This is a genomic window from Chloroflexota bacterium (assembly GCA_035652535.1).
GTDB lineage: Bacteria > Chloroflexota > UBA6077 > UBA6077 > SHYK01 > DASRDP01.
Genome location: DASRDP010000110.1, coordinates 22,664 through 43,209 on the forward strand (window position 1 = coordinate 22,664; position 20,546 = coordinate 43,209).

Consider the following 20,546-nt stretch of genomic DNA (forward strand, 5'->3'; position numbering starts at 1 on the left):
GATCGGGGGGCACAACGAAGCTGGTTGGCACGCGTGCGCGTGCTGCTCAAGCCGTCGATCAATGACCCGCAGGGCCAGGCCATCCAAAACGGCTTGCGGGCATTAGGCTTCGCCGACGTGGTGCAGGTTCGAGCGGGGAAGTATTTCGAGATCGTGATCGGGGCCGCCCATGCCCGCGACGCTGAGCGGCAGGCGGACGAGATGTGCCGGAAGCTCCTCGCGAACCCCGTGATCGAAGACTACCGCCTCGAGGTCGAGCACCACCGAACCGTCGGCGACGAAGTGTAGGCGGGACGCAGGGAGTTTGGGGCACCAACCCAACCGTCCGGCTCCGCCGATCCATACCCTTGCGACGGCTGACCTCCAACCACCACTGCCAAGACGCCGACTGGGACGATCACGGCCAAAACTGCTATGGCCAAGAACGCGGTCCACGGCGCATTGCTCAGTGTTATGGGAAACAGGGCCAACGGGATCATGAACGCGGCAAAGGGCGGCGGATACAGATAACCCGCATTCAGGGCTAGGTTTCCCCCGAAGTGGCGGCACCGTAAGGGCTTTCACCATACAATACGGCGCGAGCAGCGTCGGAATAGACCATAACGTCGTAGCCGACGACTTCGCCTGGCGATTTTCCGCTCCGCAATGCCGACACATACAATGGAACGACGACGATAAGCGAGACGACCGCCACACTTGCCCCATAGCGCGCGCAGATCAGCGCCGAGGAGCTGAGAACCTTCCAGCCGAGGCCGCATCGGTTCATGACGGCGAACGTTCGAAAACCGTCGCCGTCTTGTCACGATAGGCCACTCGCCACTCTGGCTCGGCTGCGAGCGCGTCTCCCAAGCGCGATCCGGACGGGATGAGCGCCCACCCGACGCCGTAGCGACGCAGGACTGCCTCCCAGTCTGGCTTGACCTCGACGACGTCGAGGTATTCCCGCAGCAATGCCTCCCCATAGAAATCTGTCTGGCCATCTATAAAAACGCGCTGGGACGGCCACAGTCGCTGGAGCACATAGCCTCCCCACACAAGCTCATTGAACCCATTGCCAGGCGGCGGATGGGCGGCGAGATAATCCACCGCCGCGACCGGCTGCAGTAGCGGGTCAAATCGGACCCCTATCGGCGCCGATACGCCGTCATGCCACTGCACCACTCCGATCGTGGACACCAGCAAAGCGACCGCCGTCGACCACCAGCCAGCGCGGAGCATCGTCTCCACCCGTTCGAGCTGCATCCCGCGCTCGTGCACGGATCGAGCGAACCGTGCAAGGGGCCCGCGCAGCTGAACGTGTGGCAGCGCCGATAGCTGGGACGCGAGAGGCGGAGCCAGCACGATGAGCGCGAGCGGAATGTTTCGAGCCGAGTACAAAGAGGCGGCGATCAGCACCAGGACGATGGATCCTTCCGGCAGAGACGGGCGACGGCGTGACCAGGCCAGCGCGGCGGCAACAATAACGAGAACCACAAGAAACGGCCAGAACATCGCTTCGTGGAAATTGGGCGACATGTACTCGTCCGTTCGATTCACGATGAGGCCGGGGTACTGCGACAACACCGCGACGGAAGTGCCCCCGCTCGGATTCAACAAGCTCGCGACCCCCGACACCGCTACGACTGGCAGGAGTTGCCTGAGACGCTCAAGGGCCTGTCCCGCACGTGGCGTGAGCGCGAGCGCAGCGAGATCGCTTGCAAGGTACACGCCCATGACGACGAAGCCGATTAGGAACCCTCCATGGACATTCGCCCACGCGAGCATCGCAAGTGGCAGAAGACACAGCACACGTGGCCGGGCGCGGCCATGCCACCACGCCTCCAAAACCGCGCACGTCGCGGCTAGGCCCAGGAACGTGAAAACGTGAGGGCGAACGAGCCAATGCATCATCGAAAGCCCGGCAGCGGCCAACGTGATTACCAGCGCCAGCGCGACACGCACGTTGCGGGCGCGAATGTTTGCGAACACGACGCAAAACGTGCTGGCGATGATCGCACCGTGCACGAGCACCGGTCCGGCCGGGCCCGCGACGCGAAAGGCGAGAGCAGTCGCGACTTCGCCCAGCCACTGGTACACCACCAGTGGCTGGCCGGCCATCGTATGGGAAAAGACGTCTTGGCGCGGAATGCTCATCGTCCTCAGGACGTAGTCCCCAACCGCGATGTGGCGGGCTGGGTCCCCATCCGCGCTTAGCATCTTGCTCCCATACGCGATGGCAGCGAGGAATGGGGCGATGAACACGAAGTCCATGCATGAGGGAAGGATTGGTGTCTTGCGCGAGGTCACACCGGAACGATGCGGCAAAAGCGCTTCTTCCCAGCCCTTATCACGACCGCGCCCGCTCGAAGCGAGGACGTATCGACCATCGTGTCGATCGATGCAATTCGATCGCCGTTCACGTACGCGCCTCCCTGCCGAATGAGATCGCGAGCCGCACGTTTCGACGGGACGAGCCCAGTTTGTACGAGCAGGTCCACCAGCGCTACACCAAGTTGGAGCGTTGCCGCGGGAATCGCGACCGACGGGGCAGCGTCGAGCTCGCCATCCCCCGCGAAGAGGGCATGACTGGCGCTCTGGGCGTCGTGCGCCGCGTGGTGACCGTGAGCGATGGCCGTGGCCTCGAACGCCAACCGCTCCTTCGCTGTTCGAAGGTCCGCCCCCTTCAGCTGCCCCAACTCTCGTACTTCGTGCATCGGCAGAAAGGTAAACAATGCGAGGAACCGCTCCACATCCTGGTCCGCGGTGTTGATCCAATACTGGTAGTAGTCATAGGCTGGAGTCCGTTCCGCGTCGAGCCACACTGCACCTCCGACTGTCTTCCCCATCTTCTCCCCGGAGGAAGTCAGAATCAGGGGCGCGACCATGGCGAACGCCTCATCACCAGTAACCCGGCGGATCAGATCGACGCCCGCCAGGATATTGAACCACTGGTCGACCCCGCCGATCTGCAAGGCGCAGTTCCAAACTCTGTGAAGATGCAGAAAATCATAGGCTTGGAGCAGCGCGTAATTCAGCTCGATAAAATTCAACCCTTCCCCTGTCACGCGTTCGCGATAGGTGCTGTGTTGCAGGAGCTGATTGACGCTGAAATGGACGCCGATGTCCCGCAGGAATCCGAGATAACTGAGGGATGCGAGCCAATCAAGGTTGTTGAGCATGAAAGCTCGATCGTGCGAGAAGTCAATGAATCGTTCGAATTGCCCGCGAAGACCGGCAATGTTTGTTGTGATCTCTTCCTCAGTAAGGAGGCGTCGCGTTTCCGTCTTCCCTGTCGGGTCACCAATCAGTCCGGTTCCGCCGCCCACGACAACAAGAGGAACATGCCCAGCGCGCTGAAAATGCGCAAGCATCATGATGGACACGAGGTGCCCGAGATGCAGGCTGGCGGCAGTCGGATCGTATCCGCAGTAGACAGTCAGGGATCCGTGTTCGAGCTCCGCGTGGAGACCGGCCTCGTTCGATACCTGTTGAACGAATCCTCGTTCCCTTAGTGTGTCGATGACGTCCGTCACACTCACCGCCAGTTGGTTGGCATGGAGACCGCCCAAGATTCTAAGGCCAAACTTTCTCGGAGCGTTCGCAATAGGGTGATTCCGACGACCGGGCCGCTATCAGAGCGGCGGACGCTCGCTTTGCTCGCCATGTCCGGCGTGGTTTCGACGGCCGTGGCAGCGGTTGGTCTCCTGTCTGTGGGCACCATTCTCGACATTCCTCGTTCGATTCGCGCCACGGAGCCGATTACTGTCCTGTACGGATTCGCGGGCGGTCATTTTGCCGTGCTTGTGCTCCTCATCACGTTGTCTGCTTGTTTTCTCTCGTCGCTTTGGATTGCGTCCCGCCTCGTCACGAGGTTCAGCGCTGCGGTCACGTGGGCAATCGCCATTCCCCTCGCCGCAGTCTTCGTACTGGCATATCCGACCGGGTCGACCGACCTCTTCCACAACGTTGCCGACGGGCACACGCTCTGGGCGTATCGAGAATGGCCGGATGTCATACCACCATCGCAGCATAGCGACTCCGTTAACAACCTCGTGACGGAATGGCGGACGACAACGACCAAGTACGGACCAATTGCCTACGCGGTCGCGGCATTCCCGGCCGCTCTTGGCGGCGATGATCCCACTCGCAGTCTGATCGCCTACAAAGCGTTCGGTGCGTGCGCGCTCGTGGCGGTATCCGCGATGGTTGGCTGGGCCGTTTGGCGGACGGATTCGCGCCGCTGCTCGCAGTCCATCGTTATGGTTGGATGGAATCCACTCCTGCTCTACGAGGCGGCAACGAACGGGCATAACGACGTCGTGATGGCTGCATTCGCCATGACGTCATTACTGTTTGCCCGGCATCACGCGACCGTCCTCAGCGTGAGCATGCTTGCATTGAGTATTGCGGTCAAGTTCATGACCGGCCTTGTCGCTCCAATCATATGGGCGTGGCTCTTCTTGGTCGGCTCACCGCGACACCGACTGGTCCTGATCACGCTGGCGGTGGCGGGAATAATCGGCGCGGCACTCCTCTTCCCGACCTTCAAAGAGCGCATTTTGGCGCCGCCCGGCCCGGCTGCGGGCCAAGGGCTGGTGGCGTCACCGACGTCGGTCTTGGCCTATGCGATCGAGCCGTGGCTGGGCGTAGACGGCATTCAAATCGCCCGCCGCCTCTGTTTTCTCGTCTTCGCGGCCGTCGTGTTCCGCACCGTCACGTCCCTCGACCACTCGTGGTCGTCGCTGCTGCGCGCTTCGTTCATCCTGCTCTTGGCGCTTCCCCTTCTCACCGCGACGCAGGTATACCCGTGGTACCTGCTGTGGTCCGTTCCCATCTCCGGCCTGCTCCTCGGCAGCGTGTTCGCGGACATCGGCATTGCCGCGTCGATCGCTGGTTTCATCTCGTACGCTGTGTGGCCGTGGCTACCCATTGACGCGATCAATGGGATTGATCGACCGAATCCTCTCGCCAACGCGCTCTACGTCTCAGCATTCTTTGGGATACCTTTCGCGTACGTGGTCCTCGCCCAGCGATTGCGCCTACCAAGTACCCAGGAGCGCGATCCCTTCAGAGCCACCGCAGCGCTCAACGGGTCGTAGCCGGAAACACCCGCGCTAAAGAACCCCTTTTGTGGAAGGGACCTCAGTTCCCAGTCGCTCGTCAAGCTGCGTAGCCCAGTCGAGCGCTTTGGCCAACGCTTTGAACGACGCCTCAACCTTGTGGTGGTCGTTGCGTCCGGTGAGAACCTGCACGTGCAAGCTCATCCGGGCCTCCATCGCCAGCGACTGGAGAAAGTGCGGCACCATCTGGCTCTTCATGTCGCCCACCGTTGCGCCCTCGATCTGCAAGTCCACAATCGCCATACCGCGGCCGCTGATATCCACAGCGGCCATGGCTAGCGATTCGTCGAGGGGGACGAACGCATGCCCCATGCGACGAATTCCTCGACCGTCACCCAGCGCTTGGCGAAGGGCCTGGCCGAGCGTAATCGCCACGTCCTCGATGCTGTGGTGGTCGTCAACGTGCAGGTCGCCAGTGGCTTGGACTTCAAGATCAAATAGCCCATGCCTTGCCAGGCTTTCGAGCATGTGATCGAGAAACCCGACTCCGCTGGCCACGCTCGCATTGCCTCGCCCGTCGATGGTGAGCGATACGAGAACGTCCGTTTCGCGCGTGACCCGGTGAACGCGCCCGGTTCGCTGCGAGCCGACCGTGGAGCTATCAGTCATGGGTCCCTCGCATTTCGGACCATTCGTCAACCGCGGCAACAAGCGCATTCGTGTGCTCGGGGCGTCCAGCGCTTATGCGAACGGCATGGGTGAGTCGACCATGGGCGTATGTGCGCACGAGAATACCGCGCGATACGAGGTGGTCGTACAGGCGTCTCGGCGAGCCGTCCGCGGCCTCAACCAACACGAAGTTCCCTTCTGACGGCCAGCTACGAATGCCCTCGATCCGTCCGAGGGCTCTCGCCATTCGATCACGCTCTTCGATAATAGCGGTTACCGTCGCGTTGACGGCCTCGACATCCTCGAGCGTCGCCAGCACCGCGATCTCCGCTGCCCGATTTACATTGAACGGGGGCTTGATCTTCATGAGGGTGCTCACGATCTCCCGGGGAAACACGCCGTATCCGACGCGCAGGCCAGCGAGACCAGCCCACTTGCTAAACGTCCGCAGCACGACGAGGTTCTGGCCAGCCTCGACCAGACTCACTCGGGAGCGGTGCGCCGAGAATTCGACGTAGGCCTCGTCCAGGACCAGGACTGGACCCAGATCTTGCAGCGCTTGGACAGTCTCGGTGGGTTCCCACGTACCCGTCGGATTGTTCGGTGAGGCCACAAAGATCATCCGCGTCCTGGGCGAGATCGCCGCGCGTACGCCGTCAACGTCGACGTGCCAGTCTTCGGTTCGCGGAACATCAATCGGGATGGCGCCGCACAACTCCGCCGAAAAGCGATACATCCCGAAGGTCGGTGTGCAGTCGATGATCTCGTCGCCGGGCCTCAAGAAAGTCCGGCACAGAAGATCGATCAATTCGTCGGACCCATTCCCGAGTACGATCGTGTCCGGCGGGACCCCGGCGTACGCGGCCACCGCTTCCCTGAGAACCTTCTGGTCAGGATCCGTGTACCAATGGAAATGCTGATAGCGCGCCAGGGCGTCAGCCACGCGAAGCGAGCAGCCGTACGGGTTCTCGTTTGCGTCGAGCTTGACGATGTCGTCCACTGTGCGCCCGGTCCGCCGAGCGAGCGCATCGAGGTCCTCCGGCGGCGTGTACGGAGCCATCCGCTGCACCCAGGGCACTGGTTCAGGCCTTCCGCTCGGCGCCAGTCGCCGGCGCGCGCCGGAATTAGACGTCACGGAACAACCGACCGCTGCCCGGGCTCGGCAAGCCGCGCCTCGATTGCGCTTGCGTGCGCCATCAGGCCTTCCGCGCGTGCCAGCGCAATGGCCGGAATCCCGAGATCATGGATCTGGGCATCGCCAAACCCGAAGACGGAAATGATCTTTGTGAAGTCATCGACAGTGAGCGGAGACGCGAAGCGCGCCGTCCCACCCGTCGGCATGATGTGGCTGGGACCGGCGGTGTAGTCGCCAATAGCCTCGACCGACCGCTCCCCGACGAACACCCCGCCGGCATTGCGGACCTTACCCAGTTGCTCCCAGGGATTGGCAATCGCCAAGCATAGATGTTCGGGCGCGTGCTCGTTGGCGAAATCGATCGCTTCCTCCAACGACGCTGCCACGACCACCGCGCCGCGCTCCCGGAACGAGCTCGCGATGATTTCATGGCGCGGTGTCGAGGGGAGCAGCGCGCGCAATTCCTCGAGGATGCGCTCCACAAGTGTCCGATCAGTTGCTATGACGAGAGACTGGGCAAGGGGATCGTGCTCAGCCTGGGCGAGCATGTCCCACGCGATCCATCGAGGGTTTGCCGTCGAGTCGGCAATCACTACGGTTTCGGTCGGTCCGGGGAGTCCGTCCAAACCGACGATGCTCGCCACCGCCTGCTTGGCGAGCACGACAAACAAGTTCCCGGGTCCGACGATCTTGTCAACTCGCTGAATAGCCTTGGTTCCAAACGCCAGCGCCGCGATCGCCTGTGCGCCGCCAACGCGATACACGCGATCGACGCCCGCGACACGCGCAGCCGCCAGCACGAGGGGGTTGACTCGGCCATCCTCCCCGGGTGGAGTAACCACCGTGACATCTCGGACACCGGCGACTCGTGCCGGTATCGCCGCCATGAGCACGGTGCTGGGATACACTGCCCGTCCACCAGGGGCGTAAATCCCGACACGATCGATCGGCACCACCATTTGGCCCAAGACCCCTCCGTCTGAGAAGTCGAGCCACGTGTTGCGCCGCGAACGTTCATGGAAGACCCTGATCCGGTCCGCGGCACACGAGAGCGCGTCGCGGAGATCTTGACTGATCGCACTCATCGCGAGATCGAGCTCGGATTCGTCGACCGCCAATTCGTCCAGGGACACGCCGTCGAACGCCGCGGTGTACCGACGGATGGCCGAATCACCGCTGACGCGCACGTCAGCGACAATTCGGTCCACGACCTGAGCTGCGGTCAGATTCTCGCCGAACACCTGCCGAATCCGATCGCGGACCAGTTCAGGGAGGTCGACGGATCCAGCCGACCTGCGCCCGAGAACGCGGTCGCGGGCGATCGCCACGCTCTCGTAGACCGATATCATGTGGCGACCGTTCCTGGGTCGTCCTCTAGGGCGCGCAGGAGTGCTTCATAACTCCAGGCCTTGCTTTCGAATACATACGACAGCTGGAGCGCGGTGATGTCCGACGCGCCCGCGCGGCGCAGGGCATCGATGGCTTCCTGCAACCGCTCCCGCGCCACGATCACCGTAACCGCATACCAATCGCCCTCGTCTTGCTGGGACTTTGGGTAAACGCGGGCAATCGTCGGTCCGCGCAGTCCGGCGATGTCGCCGTGCATGATGATCCGGCGAGCGACGACCTCGGGCGAGCCGCCGCGAACGTTCGCGGTCAGAGAAAGGTACGGACGCGCGCGCAGGAATGATTCCATCGCGTCCAACATGATTCTCGTTTGTTCCAATTTCGCTTGACTTCGGGCGAGCGAATCGCGGTTGCCGATCAAACACGCTTCCGACAACAAGATCGTCCCATCGGAGATCGTCTTGAGCCGGTTCTCACGGAAGGTCACGCCGCTGGATGTGATATCCGCAATGAGGTCGGCGTAGCCCAAAGACGGGGCCGCCTCGAGCGCGCCACTGCTTTCGAGGAGTGTGAATGAATTCACGCCCCGGTCATACAAGAACTGACGCGTCAGATTCTCGTACTTCGTCGCAATGCGCAGCTCTCGCCCCCTCGCCCGAAACGCGGCGGAGATTTCAGACACGTCGTGCACGCTGGTCACGTCGATCCAACTCTCCGGCACGCCAAGCACCAGGGAGCACTTTCCGTACCCGAGCTCGGGAAGGAGAACGACGACGCGGTCATCCTCCCTCCGGTGCTCGGCAACGACGTCGTACCCGGTAATGCCAAGATCGACGCTGCCCTCGTCTACTTTCGCGAAGATATCGCCGGCCCGTTGAAAGGTAACTTCGACGTCTCGAAGGGTACGAATCTCGGCGCGATATTGGCGCGGGTTCGATCGGTCCACGGGAAGCCCGCAGCCAGAGAGAAATGCAAGCGTCTCCTCTTCCATCCCCTTGCTGGGAACCGCGACCCGAAGGGGGCCAGAGTGCGCATGTCGCTCGTGGCGCGGATGTCTCGACGCAGTAGACTGGGGGGAGGGGCGCTTTTGCGTCAACATGGTGCCTGCGCCGTGCGCGAACGTTCGATGATCACCTCCGCGAGCTCTGCCACCGGGACGCGCAGCTCTTCGAACGCGCGCATGTCGCGGAGCCCAACGGACTCGTGGGCGCGCTCCGCTTCACCGACGATCACGGCGAACGGAATGGAACGGCGATCGGCATGGCGCAGGCTGCCCTTGACACCGCGAAACCGAATTTCAACTTCAACCGGAACCCCGGTTCTGCGCAGCGTTGTTGCTATTCGCGCAGCCGCCGGGTAGTCGGCCTCGGTCACTGGTATTACCAGCGCGGTGGGTGGGGCCGACTGCCCGAAATCCACGGGCCCGCGCTCCAGAGCCGAAACCACTCGCTCGAGCCCATACGAGAAGCCACAAGCTGGGGTTGCCGAACGCCCGCCGAGGGCGCGGACGAGATCATCGTAGCGCCCGCCGCCTGCGATCTGGTTGTCGTCGCTATCGTAGACCTCGAACACGAGCCCGTTGTAGTAGCGAAGGCCCCGGGCGAGCGCGAGGTTGACGTGCACGCGGTCGCTCATTTGCAGGTACGAGTCGCAAAAACGAAGCGCGTCTTCCACCTCTCGGACCGGCCCATCATCGAGACCGTAGGCTGCGAGAACCTTTCGCACCTCCGGAATTGCATCCGCCGGTGGGCCCGCAACGTCGCGGAGCTTTCCGATAAATTCCACGGCCCGAGAAATCCCGGGCGTTGGATCCCTTCGGGAAGCCTTTTGGAGCAGTCGCTCGACGATCTCGCCTGGCGATCTCGATCCTTCATCTAACCGAAGACTTGCCTGCTCCAGGATTTCGCTCGCGATTCGTGCAGCTTGCTCCGGTCCTACTGATCGGAAGAGATCGATGAGCGCGCTCGACTCGGGCTCACTCTCATCATTCGCGAAGCCAAGCTGCGCGGAAAGCCGCGTGACGACGTTCGACTCTTCCCCGGGCGCCCGCGACAGATGTTCCATCACGCCGAGCACCAGCGACTGGGCCTTGGCGTCCATGCCGAGCTGCGCCAGGAGCGCAAGCACCGCTCCGAGGTGCCCGACAACGAAACGCGCGCTGGACAGTCCCAGACCGTCCAGGCCGAGACGCGCGAGGGACAGCACTTCGGCATCCGCGGCCGGTCCTTCCCCACCGATGCATTCAACCCCCACTTCGGTGAACTGACGATACCGCCCGCGTTGGGGTTTTTCGTACCGAAATGTGGGCCCGGCGTATTGCAGGCGCAGCGGCAGCGGTCTATCCTGCAGCTCGTTGACGAATGCGCGAATGACTGACGCGGTAAATTCCGGTCGCAGGCAGATATTGCGATTCCAGTGGGTGAAGCTGTACATCCGCGCGGCGATTTCTTCACCGGACTTTCGAAGGAACAGGTCCGTTGACTCGAGGACCGGTGTGTCAATCGGCTCATAACCATACAGCCGAAACAGGTCGAGAAAGCGCTGTTGTACAGCCTGCTGAATCGCCCGGGCGGGCGGAACGACGTCGATTGTTCCCCGTATTCGCTGTATTTCCGAGATGTCCAACGGCCGTCCGCTTCCTTACCTTCCGCGCCCCGCATGCATTCGCGGGATTCTATCATTGCGGACGGTTAGAATAGCGCGCACCAGGCGGGAGCCGAATGAGATGATTCGTGTGCTCATCGCGGACAGTTCACCGTTGTTTCGGAAGGGCATGTGCGCTACGATTCAGGAACAATCAGACATGCAAGTGGTAGGCGAGGCGGAGACCGCGGACGATCTCATCCACCTCGCTACGGACCTTAGCCCAGACGTCATCATATGCGGAATAAACTCAGCTGACGTCGGGGGCCCGGAGCTTACCCGGTCGCTCCATCTCCGGCTGCCTAACTCCGGAGTAATCCTTTTCACAGACGCCGAGGACGAGGAACAGATCTTTGAAGCGGTCAAGGCCGGCGCATGCGCCTATCTGCTGAAAACAACAGGTGCCGAAGAGCTTGCCTCAACGATTCGGCGGGTGGGGAGCGGCGAACACGTCATCGACGAGACGCTTCTCGTTCGCCCATCCATCGCATCCAAGGTCTTGCAGCAGTTCAATACTATTGGGGATGACACGCCCCAGGAAATTCAGCCCTTGCTCGCCCCGCTTTCGCCCCGGGAAATCGAGATCCTCGAGCAGATTTGCCAGGGAAATAGCAACAAGCAGATCGGGCGAGCGCTCTTCATCAGCGAGCATACCGTCAAGAATCACATCACCTCTATTCTCAAGAAACTTGCCGTCAACGACCGAACAGAGGCCGTGGTGTACTCTCTGCGTCGGGGATGGATCCGAGTCGATCCCATCGACCGGTAGGAAGATCGCGCTGGGGTCAACGCGCTCCACGCCCCAGCGGTAACGATTCATCGGACTGTAACCATGTGCGGTATACTGAGGTTGCCTGTGAACCCCGGTTCGAGTCAACGGATCGTTACCAAGGGAGTCACGATGACGCATGAGGCATGGGCCGCGCTACTACGCGCACTCAGGGACTATCTCCCGGAGCGAGAGCCCGGCCAGGGCATCACGGAGTACGCGATGGTCCTGGCAACGGTGCTGCTCGTGTTCATATTCGCGCTGAACTTGTTCGGAGGCGCAATCGGCAAGCTGCTAATCAGGGAAGCCGCGAGTCTGAGCTGAGCCTAGTACTTTTTTCCTATTTGATTCGATCCCAAATGCCCTGGTATATTGGCCGAGCCGGGACCGCAGGCACAGTAACGGCCCGTTACATTCGAGGGGAGGTGTCGTACTAGAAGCGAGACCCGCGAATTTACACGGAACCCGGAATCTCAACGTCCTAAGAATTTATTTGGAGGAATCAAGTAACAATGCTTAAGCGATTCGTAGAGGCCGCGAAGAACGCGATTTTTGGGGTCGCGACCGAGCGTGAAGAGGGCCAGGGCATGGCCGAGTACGCTCTGATTCTCGTCGGCGTCGCCATCGTGGTGATCGCCGCACTCGCCCTCATGGGCCCGGCAATCGCCAACCTGCTGAACCGGGTGAGCGCGAGCCTCAGCTAACCGACAAAGCGAAGCGCATAGCGAACCGGGGGTGGTTGCCACCCCCGGTTCGCTGTTTTGTGCCAGCGCGCAGCCGTATCGCGAACGGAGCGGTGTCCAAACGACTGCCCGAATGACTCCCTTGGAATATGCCAGTGTTGGCTCTATAATGGCGCGCACGTCGGTGTAGGCAACACGAATCCTGGCTGCGCCGCGATTTGATCCACTGGGGGAACCCTCTTCATGAACCGCCGCAGAATCGGTGTCACACTCATCGTTGCTGGTATGGTTCTCGCAGGAGCCATCGGGTTTCTCGTGTACCAACAAGCCAGCGCCGCCGAAGAGCTTCGCGCAGCGCAGCCCAGAAATTTTGGCGTCGTCGCCCTAGTGGATATCCCCGAACGAACCACGATCCTCGCCGAGCAGCTTGACGTCATTCGCGTTCCTGATGAAGCGCTTCCGCCCGGCGATGCGGTGTATCGTCCGCCTCAGGGCGCCAGTGATCAGCAGATTGAGGCAGGCAAGGCCGCGGCCAAGGCGAAGGTCGTCGGCCAGCTTACCGGTCAGCGGATCTATAAGGGCGAGGTTATTAACACCGAGCGCCTTGGCAAGCCGGCCGAGCAAGCCCACCCAGCCCTTCAAATTCCGCAGGGCAAAGTCTGGTACCACCTGCCGATTTCCGCAGGCAGCGGCGGCAAGGAAAGCAGCCAGTCACTCATCACGTTCCTCAACTTCGTGCGCCCTGGCGACTTCATCGACATCTACTACACGACCAACGAAACCCCGTCTCCCGGTTCCGCCGCGGAGGCCGCGAACCCGACCGTGGACTCGCTCAAGACGCTCTATACGCGACGAATCCTTCAATTGGTGAAAGTTATCAACGTTGGACTGTTCCCACCCGGCACACCAACCGGTCGCGGCGAGCAGGATCTCACCCTTGAAGTAACCCCAGACCAGGCGCTCGTCCTGAAGTGGTTGAAGGATGCCGCGGCGTCCACGGGGAGCATGGAATTCGTCGTGCGCTCGCCGCAGGATCCCGATCCATACACGTCCCCAACCGTGAATTTCGACGTGGTATCGCAGCAAACTGGGATCGGCACCGGGCGCTAACTCGTGCTCCGCAGCCTCGCCCAGGGAACAGGCACCCAAGAGTGATTCGAGTTCTCGTCGCAGATGCTGCGGCTGATGATCGTGACGAAACGACACGGTTTCTTGCAGCAGAGGCAGACATCGACGTGGTGGCATCGGTGGGCGACAGCCGTTCCGCCATCGAAGCAGCTCAGGGTCTCGGTCCAGACGTAATCCTCCTCGATGCGTCGCTCCCGGGTGTGGGCCGGGACCGACTCATGCAGGACCTCGTTCAGGTGGCGCCCGCTTCGGCCATCATCGTGGTGTCCGGCAAGGCGGACGCCGACACGATGCGGCAAGCGATGCGGTCGGGAGCGCAAGACTTTCTCCCCAAGCCCCTCAAACCGGACGAGGTCTTGGTCAGCATCCGGCAAGTGTACGAAGCGAGCGCGCCGCGACGTGCGATCCTTGCAGGCGCTGTCACACCGACCTCTGAGCAGCCCTCCCTCGGCAAGATCATCTGCATGTTTAGCCCGAAGGGTGGTGTCGGGCGCACCACGATTGGTGTGAACCTCGCCATCGCCCTTCACCGGCTCTCGGGAAAGCGCGTCGCGATCGCTGACTGCAACCTCCAGTTTGGCGATGTGGGCATCGTTATGAACACATCGGCGACCAAGACGATCGCGGATCTGATCCCCACGATCAGCGACCTCTCGGAACAGGTCCTCCAGTCAGTTCTCGTACGGCATGAGTCTGGCGTGGACGTCCTGCTCGCTCCGACCCGCCCCGAAGTGGCCGAGCTCTTTCATCCGGAGCACGTGAAACAGATCCTCCAGGCCCTCGCGCGGACCCATCAGTACGTGATCGTCGACACGTGGACGACATTTCAAGAGGTGATACTGGGAATATTTGACGTGTCCAGCGAGATCGTGTTGCTGACGACGCTTGACATGCCCGCCGTGAAGAACATTCGCGTCTTTCTCGACGTCTGTGATGCAATCCAATACCCCAAGAATCGCGTACTGCTGGTGATCAATCGAGCGGATGCCTCGAGTGGACTGCGGATTCAGGACATCGAGGAGAGCATTCAGCACAAGGTGGCGGCGACGATCGTGTCCGGTGGCCCTCTGGTGACCTCATCGATTAACCGGGGCATTCCGTTTATCTTGACAGACCCCGAGGCCCAAATCTCGGAAAATGTCATGGATCTTGCGCGGCTCCTCCTCCGCCCCGAGGATCAAAATGCCGCGCCCGAACCGCAGCCGGTGGAAGCGGAACCCAAGCGCCGTCAAGGACTCGGGAGACTCATCCAGGGTCGATGACTGCAAACTGAACGACACGAATACCAGTCAAATCGCGTAACATAACCAGCGCAACCATTCTCGTCATTCGGACACGCCAGCGGAGGGAACGCCACCATGGGACTCTTGCGACGGATCGAGGGGGGTGGACCGCAGCCGCCCCGGGCAACCACTCCGGCGGGGCCACCCGCGCCCGAGCCTGCAGGCGCCCCTACCGAGGTCGCCACCGGCATCGTGACACCTCCCCGCCCCGCTGTTCCCTCCAGCCGGCCATCGGCAGATACTCGCGCTCGCGAGCTCAAGACGCGGGTGAAGAGTCGTCTCATCGCGGACCTTGATCCAAACATGGACCTTTCGAAGACGACAGAGGTCCGCCAGAAAATCAAGAACCTGTTCGACCAGATCGTCGAGGTCGAAAATATCGTCCTCACCCGAGCGGAGCGCGATCGACTGTTCGAAGAGGTCGCGGCCGACATCATCGGTTTCGGCCCGATAGAGCCGCTCCTGCAAGACGCGGCGATCAGCGAAGTCATGGTCAACGGCCCCGACCAGGTCTACATCGAACAGAAGGGACGGATCGTCCTCAGCGACGTGAAGTTCGACAACGATGACCACGTGCGTCGCATCATCGACCGCATCGTCTCGCCCCTTGGTCGCCACGTTGACGAGTCGAGCCCGATCTGCGACGCTCGCCTTCCCGACGGCAGCCGCGTCAACATTGTGATTCCTCCGATATCGCTGATCGGGCCGTGCGTCACCATTCGAAAGTTCTCCAAGACGCCGCTCACGGTTGATGACCTCGTCCGATTCGGGTCCATGACCCCCGAGATTGCTGAGTTTCTTCGCGCGTGCGTCCTCGCGCGTCTCAATGTGGTAGTGAGTGGCGGCACGGGATCCGGAAAGACCACACTGCTCAACGTTCTGAGCGGCTTTATTCCCGACGACGAACGCATTGTGACGGTGGAAGACGCGGCGGAGCTCCAACTCCGTCAGGATCACGTCGTTCGCCTCGAGGCGCGCCCGCCGAACATCGAGGGCAAGGGCGCCATCACCATCCGAGACCTCGTCATCAACTGTTTGCGCATGCGGCCCGACCGAATCGTCGTCGGGGAGTGCCGAGGCCGGGAGGCGCTCGACATGCTCCAGGCAATGAACACGGGCCACGATGGCTCCCTCACCACCGGCCACGCCAACTCTCCACGAGACATGTTGTCCCGACTCGAAACGATGGTCCTGATGGCGGGTATGGATCTGCCCGTCAGCGCCATCCGGCAGCAGATCTCATCAGCCGTGGACGTCATCGTGCAGCAGGCCCGCCTTCGAGATGGCTCGCGCAAGATCACGCAAATCACCGAGGTCCAGGGGATGGAGGGCGATATCATCACCCTCCAGGACGTGTTCGTCTTTGAGCAAGAGGGAATCGAGGGGGGGAAGATCGTTGGCCGCATCAAGCCAACCGGCGTGCGGCCAAAGTTCATGCCCAAGATCGAGGATGCCGGGATTCGCATGCCCGCGTCGGTGTTCGGCATTAGCGATCGCTTCTTCTAATTCGAGCGAAAGGGCGGGGGACCACTCATGACGATGCTCCTCTCGATGGGAGTTGCGGCGGCAATCCTCATCCTCTTCATCGGCCTCGAACGGACCTTTGGCTACCGCCCCACGGCGCTCGATGAGCGCCTGCAGCGCTATGGCGGACGACGCGTCGAGAACTTCGAGGACGAAATGGCCGGCGGCTTTCAGCAATCTACCGCCGCCGTCGCCATCACCGGAACCGTCAGCCGAGCGATCCAAGGCCGTTCGTTCGCCGCGGACCTCGCGCTCGAGCTAGCCCGGGCGGATCTGACCTGGAAGCCCGCTGAGTTCGTGATCTTTCAGGCCGCATGTACGGTCATTCCTTCAAGCCTCATCGCTCTCGTGCTGGGGAACCCTGCTGCCTTCGTGGTCCTCGCGCTCGTAGGATTCTTCATCCCTCGCTACTGGTTGAAGCGTCGACAGAGCCAGCGTCTGAAGGCGTTCAGTGACCAAATGCCCGATACCATCACGCTCATGGCCAACACGCTTCGGTCGGGCATGAGCTTGCTGCAGTCGATGGAGATGCTTTCCCGAGAGGCGGCCCCGCCCACCGGGCCCGAATATGGCCGCGTCGTTCGCGAGATCGGTCTCGGAATCGGGCCGCAGGATGCGCTGTTGCACCTCGTCCGTCGGCTCAAGAGCGATGACCTCGACCTCATGGTGACGGCAATCCTCGTTCAGCACGAAGTCGGCGGTAACCTGGCCAAGATTCTCGACACGATCGCCCACACCATTCGCGAACGGGTCAAGTTGAAGGGCGAGATCCGAGCAATCACCAGCCAGCAGCGCATGGCAGGCTACATGCTCTCGGGTTTACCGCTCGTCGTGGCAGGCATGATCATGGTCATCAACCCGAAGTACTTGCGGGCATTTATCGAGCCCATGGGTCCCTGGACGGTATTGCCCGTCATCTCAGTGTTCGGAATCATTCTCGGAACACTCGTCATGCGAAAGATCGTCGACATCGAGGTCTAGGACACCGGTCCGATCACCGGAGGGTAACTCGGCTTTATGTCTATCGCCGTCATTCTGGTTCTTCTCGTTATCGTCGCGACGATCTTGATCCTCAGCGGAATCGCTCTCCCAATTTTCGAGCCCGATCCGGTCCACGAGCGCCTCTCGCAGTTCGCGGATCGACCGCGAACGCTCGAAGAGATGGAGCTCGAGCAGTCCTTTAACGATCGCGTGGTTCGGCCGATCGTTCAGAAGCTCTCCGGCGCCATGGAGCGCATGAACCGACGGAGAGACCCGCGGCAGCTTCAGCGCCAAGCATCCTCGATGCAAACGCGGCTGAATCTTGCGGGCAATCCCAACCATTGGACGCCATCAGACTTCCTCGGTGTGAAAGCGCTGTGGGCGCTCTGCATCGCGTTCATCGGTTTCGTCGGCGCAATTGTCGTCTCAGCTTCCCCCATGGCCATCCTCATTGGCGCCGCGGGTGCGCTCATTGGGTTCATCATTCCCGAGCTGTACCTCAATCAGCTCATTCGCCGCCGACAGCACGACATTCAACGCTCGCTTCCCGATGCGATGGATCTCTTGGTCATCTGCGTTGAGGCCGGGCTCGGTTTCGACGCCGCGCTCCTCCGTCTCTGCCAGAAGATGGACAACCACCTGACACGCGAGTTCTCGCGCGTGCTCCAAGAGCTACGCGTTGGTCGAGCCCGGCGCGACGCCCTCCGCGACGTCGTCGCCCGCACGCAGGTGCCGGATCTCGCGAATTTCATCTCGGCGCTCATTCAAGCGGAGCAGCTCGGCGTGTCGGTCACCCAGGTGTTGGCGGTGCAGGCCGACCAGATGCGCACCCTCCGTCGCCAGCGCGCGCAAGAGCTTGCGCAACAGGCCCCCCTCAAGATGCTCTTCCCCATGCTGCTGTTCATCTTTCCGGCGCTATGCGTCGTGTTGCTGGGGCCCCTCTGGCCGCAGGTGTCGCAGTCCCATTTCGTCGGCTGAGTCGCGCCTTCCTGCGAATGAAGGCGTGGAATGCAACCCGCGACGCGACCCTCGCCGAGCGGGGTAGCGTCGCTGATAACATCTGGACCAGAGGACGCGGCCTTTTAGGAACCCGGGCGCTGTCGACTGGTTCCGGTCTCCTGATCCGACCATGTTCCAGCATCCACAGCTTCTTCATGCGCTACCCATTCGACGCCATCTTCATCAGCCGCGAGGGCGCTGTCCTGCATCTGGTTCGGTCGATGAAGCCGTTTCGCTTGAGTCGCCTCGTCTTTGGCGCCCACGCTGTGCTCGAGCTCCCAGCGGGGACGATTGACGCCACCGGCACGCAAATCGGCGATGTGATCCAATGCTTCGATGACGAAGACACCCCGATCGGTCATCAGCCAATGGACCACTGAGCGCAGGCTTTCGCGACAAGTGCGATAGGTGTGGTGTTTCGGCGTGACACAGCTCTCCCCTGGTGAGGCAGCTCGACCCGGCGCTGCACCGCTAACGGCCACGCGCGACGTGCGAGTTCCTCGGACATCGACGGCACATCGGGTGAGCTTACAGGCGCACGCGCTTCCTTCCATATCGCGCGATGAATGGCGCTGGCTCGCAATCGCCACGCTCGCCATTTTCGCTCTAACGCAGGTACCACCGACTATCGAGCGCATGCTCGGACCGCGCGACTTCGTCCACGTGGGAACGTACCTGTACGTCCAGGACTTCGCTGCGTACCTGGCGGCAATGCGGGAAGGCGCCACGACAACGTCCTGGCTCGTACACAACACGTTCACCGCGGAGCCACACGACCCAGCCTTTCGATTCCAGCTCTACGTCGCGGCCGGAAAGCTCGCTGCCTGGGCCGGCGCCTCTCTGTTGACCGCCTTCGCGATTTTGGAGAACCTCGGACGTATTGCGCTATCAGTTTCCATGTACGTGTTCTTGGCCGCATTTCTTCCCGAGGCGTCTGGTCGAAGGCTCGCATTTATCCTTGCCATGTTCGGAGGCGGGTTCGCGGTTTGGGAGCACGCGATTTCGTCGCTGCTCCGTGTGGAGTCCGCTCTTGGCTTAAAGGCCTCGATGGAATATGTCACCTTCGTTGCGCTGTTCCTGGCGCCGCATCTTTCGCTTGGCTACGCCGCCTTCCTGCTGGCGTTCGTATTTTTCATCGCCGCGCTAGCCGGATCTCGTCGCGCTCTTGTATTTCTCGGCGCCGCGGTGGTTGCGCTGAGCCTCCTCAACCCCTTCAACCTCCCGGTTGTCCTCACGACATTTGGCCTCTTCTCCGTCGCGCGATGGGTGTTGGGATCTCGGCGCCAGGTGGGAACTTATTCCCCTTTGGTTGTCGCGACGATCTGCGCTGCTCCAATCTTGCTCATCGACTTCGTCACATTCCGACTCGATCCATTTTGGAACACGGCATACAGCTCGCCGATTGTGTTCCATAGCTCAATGCCCTGGGAGCTCCCTGTCGATTTCGGAATCGTCTTCGTGCTGGCCTGTCTCGGCCTCATTGCGACGTTCCGGCCGCACACCGCAGCGCGAGTCCCTGGACCCATCGGGCAAGACGTCGTGACAACAGGAGGGACTGGCTCCGCGAGCCGCTGGCTGCTTATCGCATTTCTCGCGTCGGCCTTCGTATGGTCGATGGATCCGGTCTTCTACCAGATTCGCCTCCTGCTCGGATTTCAACCCGCGCTCGTCGTCTTCGCGGTAATCGGCTGGGACGCAGCATGCCATCGACTGCGTCGTCTAATCGAGGGCCGCGGAACGAGCGAAGCCCGCGCCGCGGCCCTCGCGCGGCGTCTGGTCACCTATCCCACCGTGGCCCTCGCGAGCGCGACCGCCTTCACGATATTTCTGAGCCTCCTCATCTCGCTGGCCACCGACACTCCGTCGGCCCAGTACCGAATCGATCCGGACACCTACGCCGTGGGTGAATGGTTTAGCGCGAACACGACGTCCGACGATGTCGTTGCGAGCGCCCCGATCGTCGGGAGCGTCCTTGCCGGCATGGTGAACGGGAGAGTGGTGGCTGGGCAGCCAATTACCCTGCATTTCGAGGAGAAGTCAGCCATGCTGATCTCTCTCTACCGTGGGGAGCTGTCGGTGGATCAGGCCCGCGCGTTCCTGAGCGCCAATCGCGTCTCATACGTCGTGGTTGGCCCGGGTGAGCGATCCATCGGACCGATGGACCCCGGCATCGCGCTCCATCTTCCCGTTGCCGTGCGCATCGGCAACACGGTCGCGTATCGCGTTCCTCCCGGAGCACTCGACGCCCCAACAGAGGCGACCCCGGCCCGTGGCTGAATCAACCGCCGGCTCGAATTCCACCCCCCAGGGTGGCGCGGGAGTGCCGACGATTCCGAACCCTACTCC

19 protein-coding genes are annotated in these 20,546 nt (G+C 61.8%); 12 read left to right on the forward strand and 7 right to left on the reverse strand.

All coding sequences use genetic code 11. The annotated features are described in order from the left end of the window. The first annotated feature begins 33 nt into the window (after positions 1 to 33). The gene (purS, locus tag VFC51_13575; GenBank protein HZT08053.1) at positions 34 to 288 is read left to right on the forward strand and encodes a phosphoribosylformylglycinamidine synthase subunit PurS; all 255 of its coding nucleotides are present in this window, start codon (positions 34 to 36) and stop codon (positions 286 to 288) included. 474 nt (positions 289 to 762) lie between these two features. On the opposite strand, the gene VFC51_13580 is transcribed toward purS, so the two are convergent. Beyond that, positions 763 to 2,196, reverse strand: a complete 1,434-nt coding sequence (locus tag VFC51_13580) for a hypothetical protein (protein HZT08054.1) — start codon at positions 2,194 to 2,196, stop codon at positions 763 to 765. A gap of 86 nt (positions 2,197 to 2,282) precedes the next feature. Beyond that, positions 2,283 to 3,512: a tyrosine--tRNA ligase gene (gene tyrS, locus VFC51_13585; protein ID HZT08055.1), complete on the reverse strand. Its 1,230-nt coding sequence runs from the start codon at positions 3,510 to 3,512 to the stop codon at positions 2,283 to 2,285. Positions 3,513 to 3,587: 75 nt separating this feature from the next. Here tyrS and VFC51_13590 point away from each other — a divergent pair, with 75 nt between their 5' ends. Further along, positions 3,588 to 5,078, forward strand: coding sequence for a hypothetical protein (locus tag VFC51_13590; GenBank protein HZT08056.1), 1,491 nt, complete (start codon positions 3,588 to 3,590; stop codon positions 5,076 to 5,078). A 15-nt stretch (positions 5,079 to 5,093) separates the two neighbouring features. Here VFC51_13590 and hisB read toward each other — a convergent pair whose 3' ends face one another. The 5 genes from hisB to VFC51_13615 all read right to left on the reverse strand — a co-directional run bounded on the left by hisB (position 5,094) and on the right by VFC51_13615 (position 10,815). Further along, complete coding sequence (hisB, locus tag VFC51_13595; GenBank protein ID HZT08057.1) at positions 5,094 to 5,708, reverse strand: imidazoleglycerol-phosphate dehydratase HisB; 615 nt, start codon at positions 5,706 to 5,708, stop codon at positions 5,094 to 5,096. Further along, a complete protein-coding gene (gene hisC / locus VFC51_13600; protein HZT08058.1) occupies positions 5,701 to 6,768 on the reverse strand; it encodes a histidinol-phosphate transaminase in 1,068 nt (355 codons plus the stop codon). The genes hisB and hisC overlap by 8 nt, the downstream gene beginning before the upstream one ends. A gap of 71 nt (positions 6,769 to 6,839) precedes the next feature. Continuing rightward, positions 6,840 to 8,192, reverse strand: coding sequence for a histidinol dehydrogenase (hisD, locus tag VFC51_13605; protein HZT08059.1), 1,353 nt, complete (start codon positions 8,190 to 8,192; stop codon positions 6,840 to 6,842). Then, positions 8,189 to 9,289: an ATP phosphoribosyltransferase gene (gene hisG, locus VFC51_13610; GenBank protein ID HZT08060.1), complete on the reverse strand. Its 1,101-nt coding sequence runs from the start codon at positions 9,287 to 9,289 to the stop codon at positions 8,189 to 8,191. Before hisG ends, hisD begins: the two co-directional genes overlap by 4 nt. Then, positions 9,283 to 10,815, reverse strand: coding sequence for a HisS family protein (locus tag VFC51_13615; GenBank protein HZT08061.1), 1,533 nt, complete (start codon positions 10,813 to 10,815; stop codon positions 9,283 to 9,285). The genes hisG and VFC51_13615 overlap by 7 nt, the downstream gene beginning before the upstream one ends. A gap of 100 nt (positions 10,816 to 10,915) precedes the next feature. Between VFC51_13615 and VFC51_13620 the strand changes: the two genes are divergently transcribed. The 10 genes from VFC51_13620 (at position 10,916) to VFC51_13665 (ending at position 20,477) form a co-directional block, all read left to right on the forward strand. Then, entirely contained in the window at positions 10,916 to 11,602 is a 687-nt protein-coding gene (locus VFC51_13620; GenBank protein ID HZT08062.1) for a response regulator transcription factor, read from the forward strand. A gap of 132 nt (positions 11,603 to 11,734) precedes the next feature. Further along, entirely contained in the window at positions 11,735 to 11,926 is a 192-nt protein-coding gene (locus VFC51_13625) for a hypothetical protein (GenBank protein HZT08063.1), read from the forward strand. Positions 11,927 to 12,114: 188 nt separating this feature from the next. Beyond that, positions 12,115 to 12,306, forward strand: a complete 192-nt coding sequence (locus VFC51_13630; GenBank protein HZT08064.1) for a Flp family type IVb pilin — start codon at positions 12,115 to 12,117, stop codon at positions 12,304 to 12,306. Positions 12,307 to 12,528: 222 nt separating this feature from the next. Continuing rightward, the gene (gene cpaB, locus VFC51_13635; protein ID HZT08065.1) at positions 12,529 to 13,395 is read left to right on the forward strand and encodes a Flp pilus assembly protein CpaB; all 867 of its coding nucleotides are present in this window, start codon (positions 12,529 to 12,531) and stop codon (positions 13,393 to 13,395) included. Between the two features lie 41 nt (positions 13,396 to 13,436). After that, positions 13,437 to 14,675, forward strand: a complete 1,239-nt coding sequence (locus VFC51_13640) for a response regulator (protein HZT08066.1) — start codon at positions 13,437 to 13,439, stop codon at positions 14,673 to 14,675. A gap of 96 nt (positions 14,676 to 14,771) precedes the next feature. After that, positions 14,772 to 16,202 (forward strand): CpaF family protein, encoded by a 1,431-nt coding sequence (locus VFC51_13645; GenBank protein HZT08067.1) that lies wholly within the window; start codon positions 14,772 to 14,774, stop codon positions 16,200 to 16,202. 27 nt (positions 16,203 to 16,229) lie between these two features. Then, positions 16,230 to 17,201, forward strand: a complete 972-nt coding sequence (locus VFC51_13650; protein HZT08068.1) for a type II secretion system F family protein — start codon at positions 16,230 to 16,232, stop codon at positions 17,199 to 17,201. Between the two features lie 36 nt (positions 17,202 to 17,237). After that, the gene (locus VFC51_13655) at positions 17,238 to 18,179 is read left to right on the forward strand and encodes a type II secretion system F family protein (GenBank protein ID HZT08069.1); all 942 of its coding nucleotides are present in this window, start codon (positions 17,238 to 17,240) and stop codon (positions 18,177 to 18,179) included. A 17-nt stretch (positions 18,180 to 18,196) separates the two neighbouring features. Then, the gene (locus tag VFC51_13660) at positions 18,197 to 18,580 is read left to right on the forward strand and encodes a DUF192 domain-containing protein (GenBank protein ID HZT08070.1); all 384 of its coding nucleotides are present in this window, start codon (positions 18,197 to 18,199) and stop codon (positions 18,578 to 18,580) included. Positions 18,581 to 18,836: 256 nt separating this feature from the next. Further along, positions 18,837 to 20,477 (forward strand): hypothetical protein, encoded by a 1,641-nt coding sequence (locus VFC51_13665; GenBank protein HZT08071.1) that lies wholly within the window; start codon positions 18,837 to 18,839, stop codon positions 20,475 to 20,477. Positions 20,478 to 20,546: the final 69 nt, after the last annotated feature.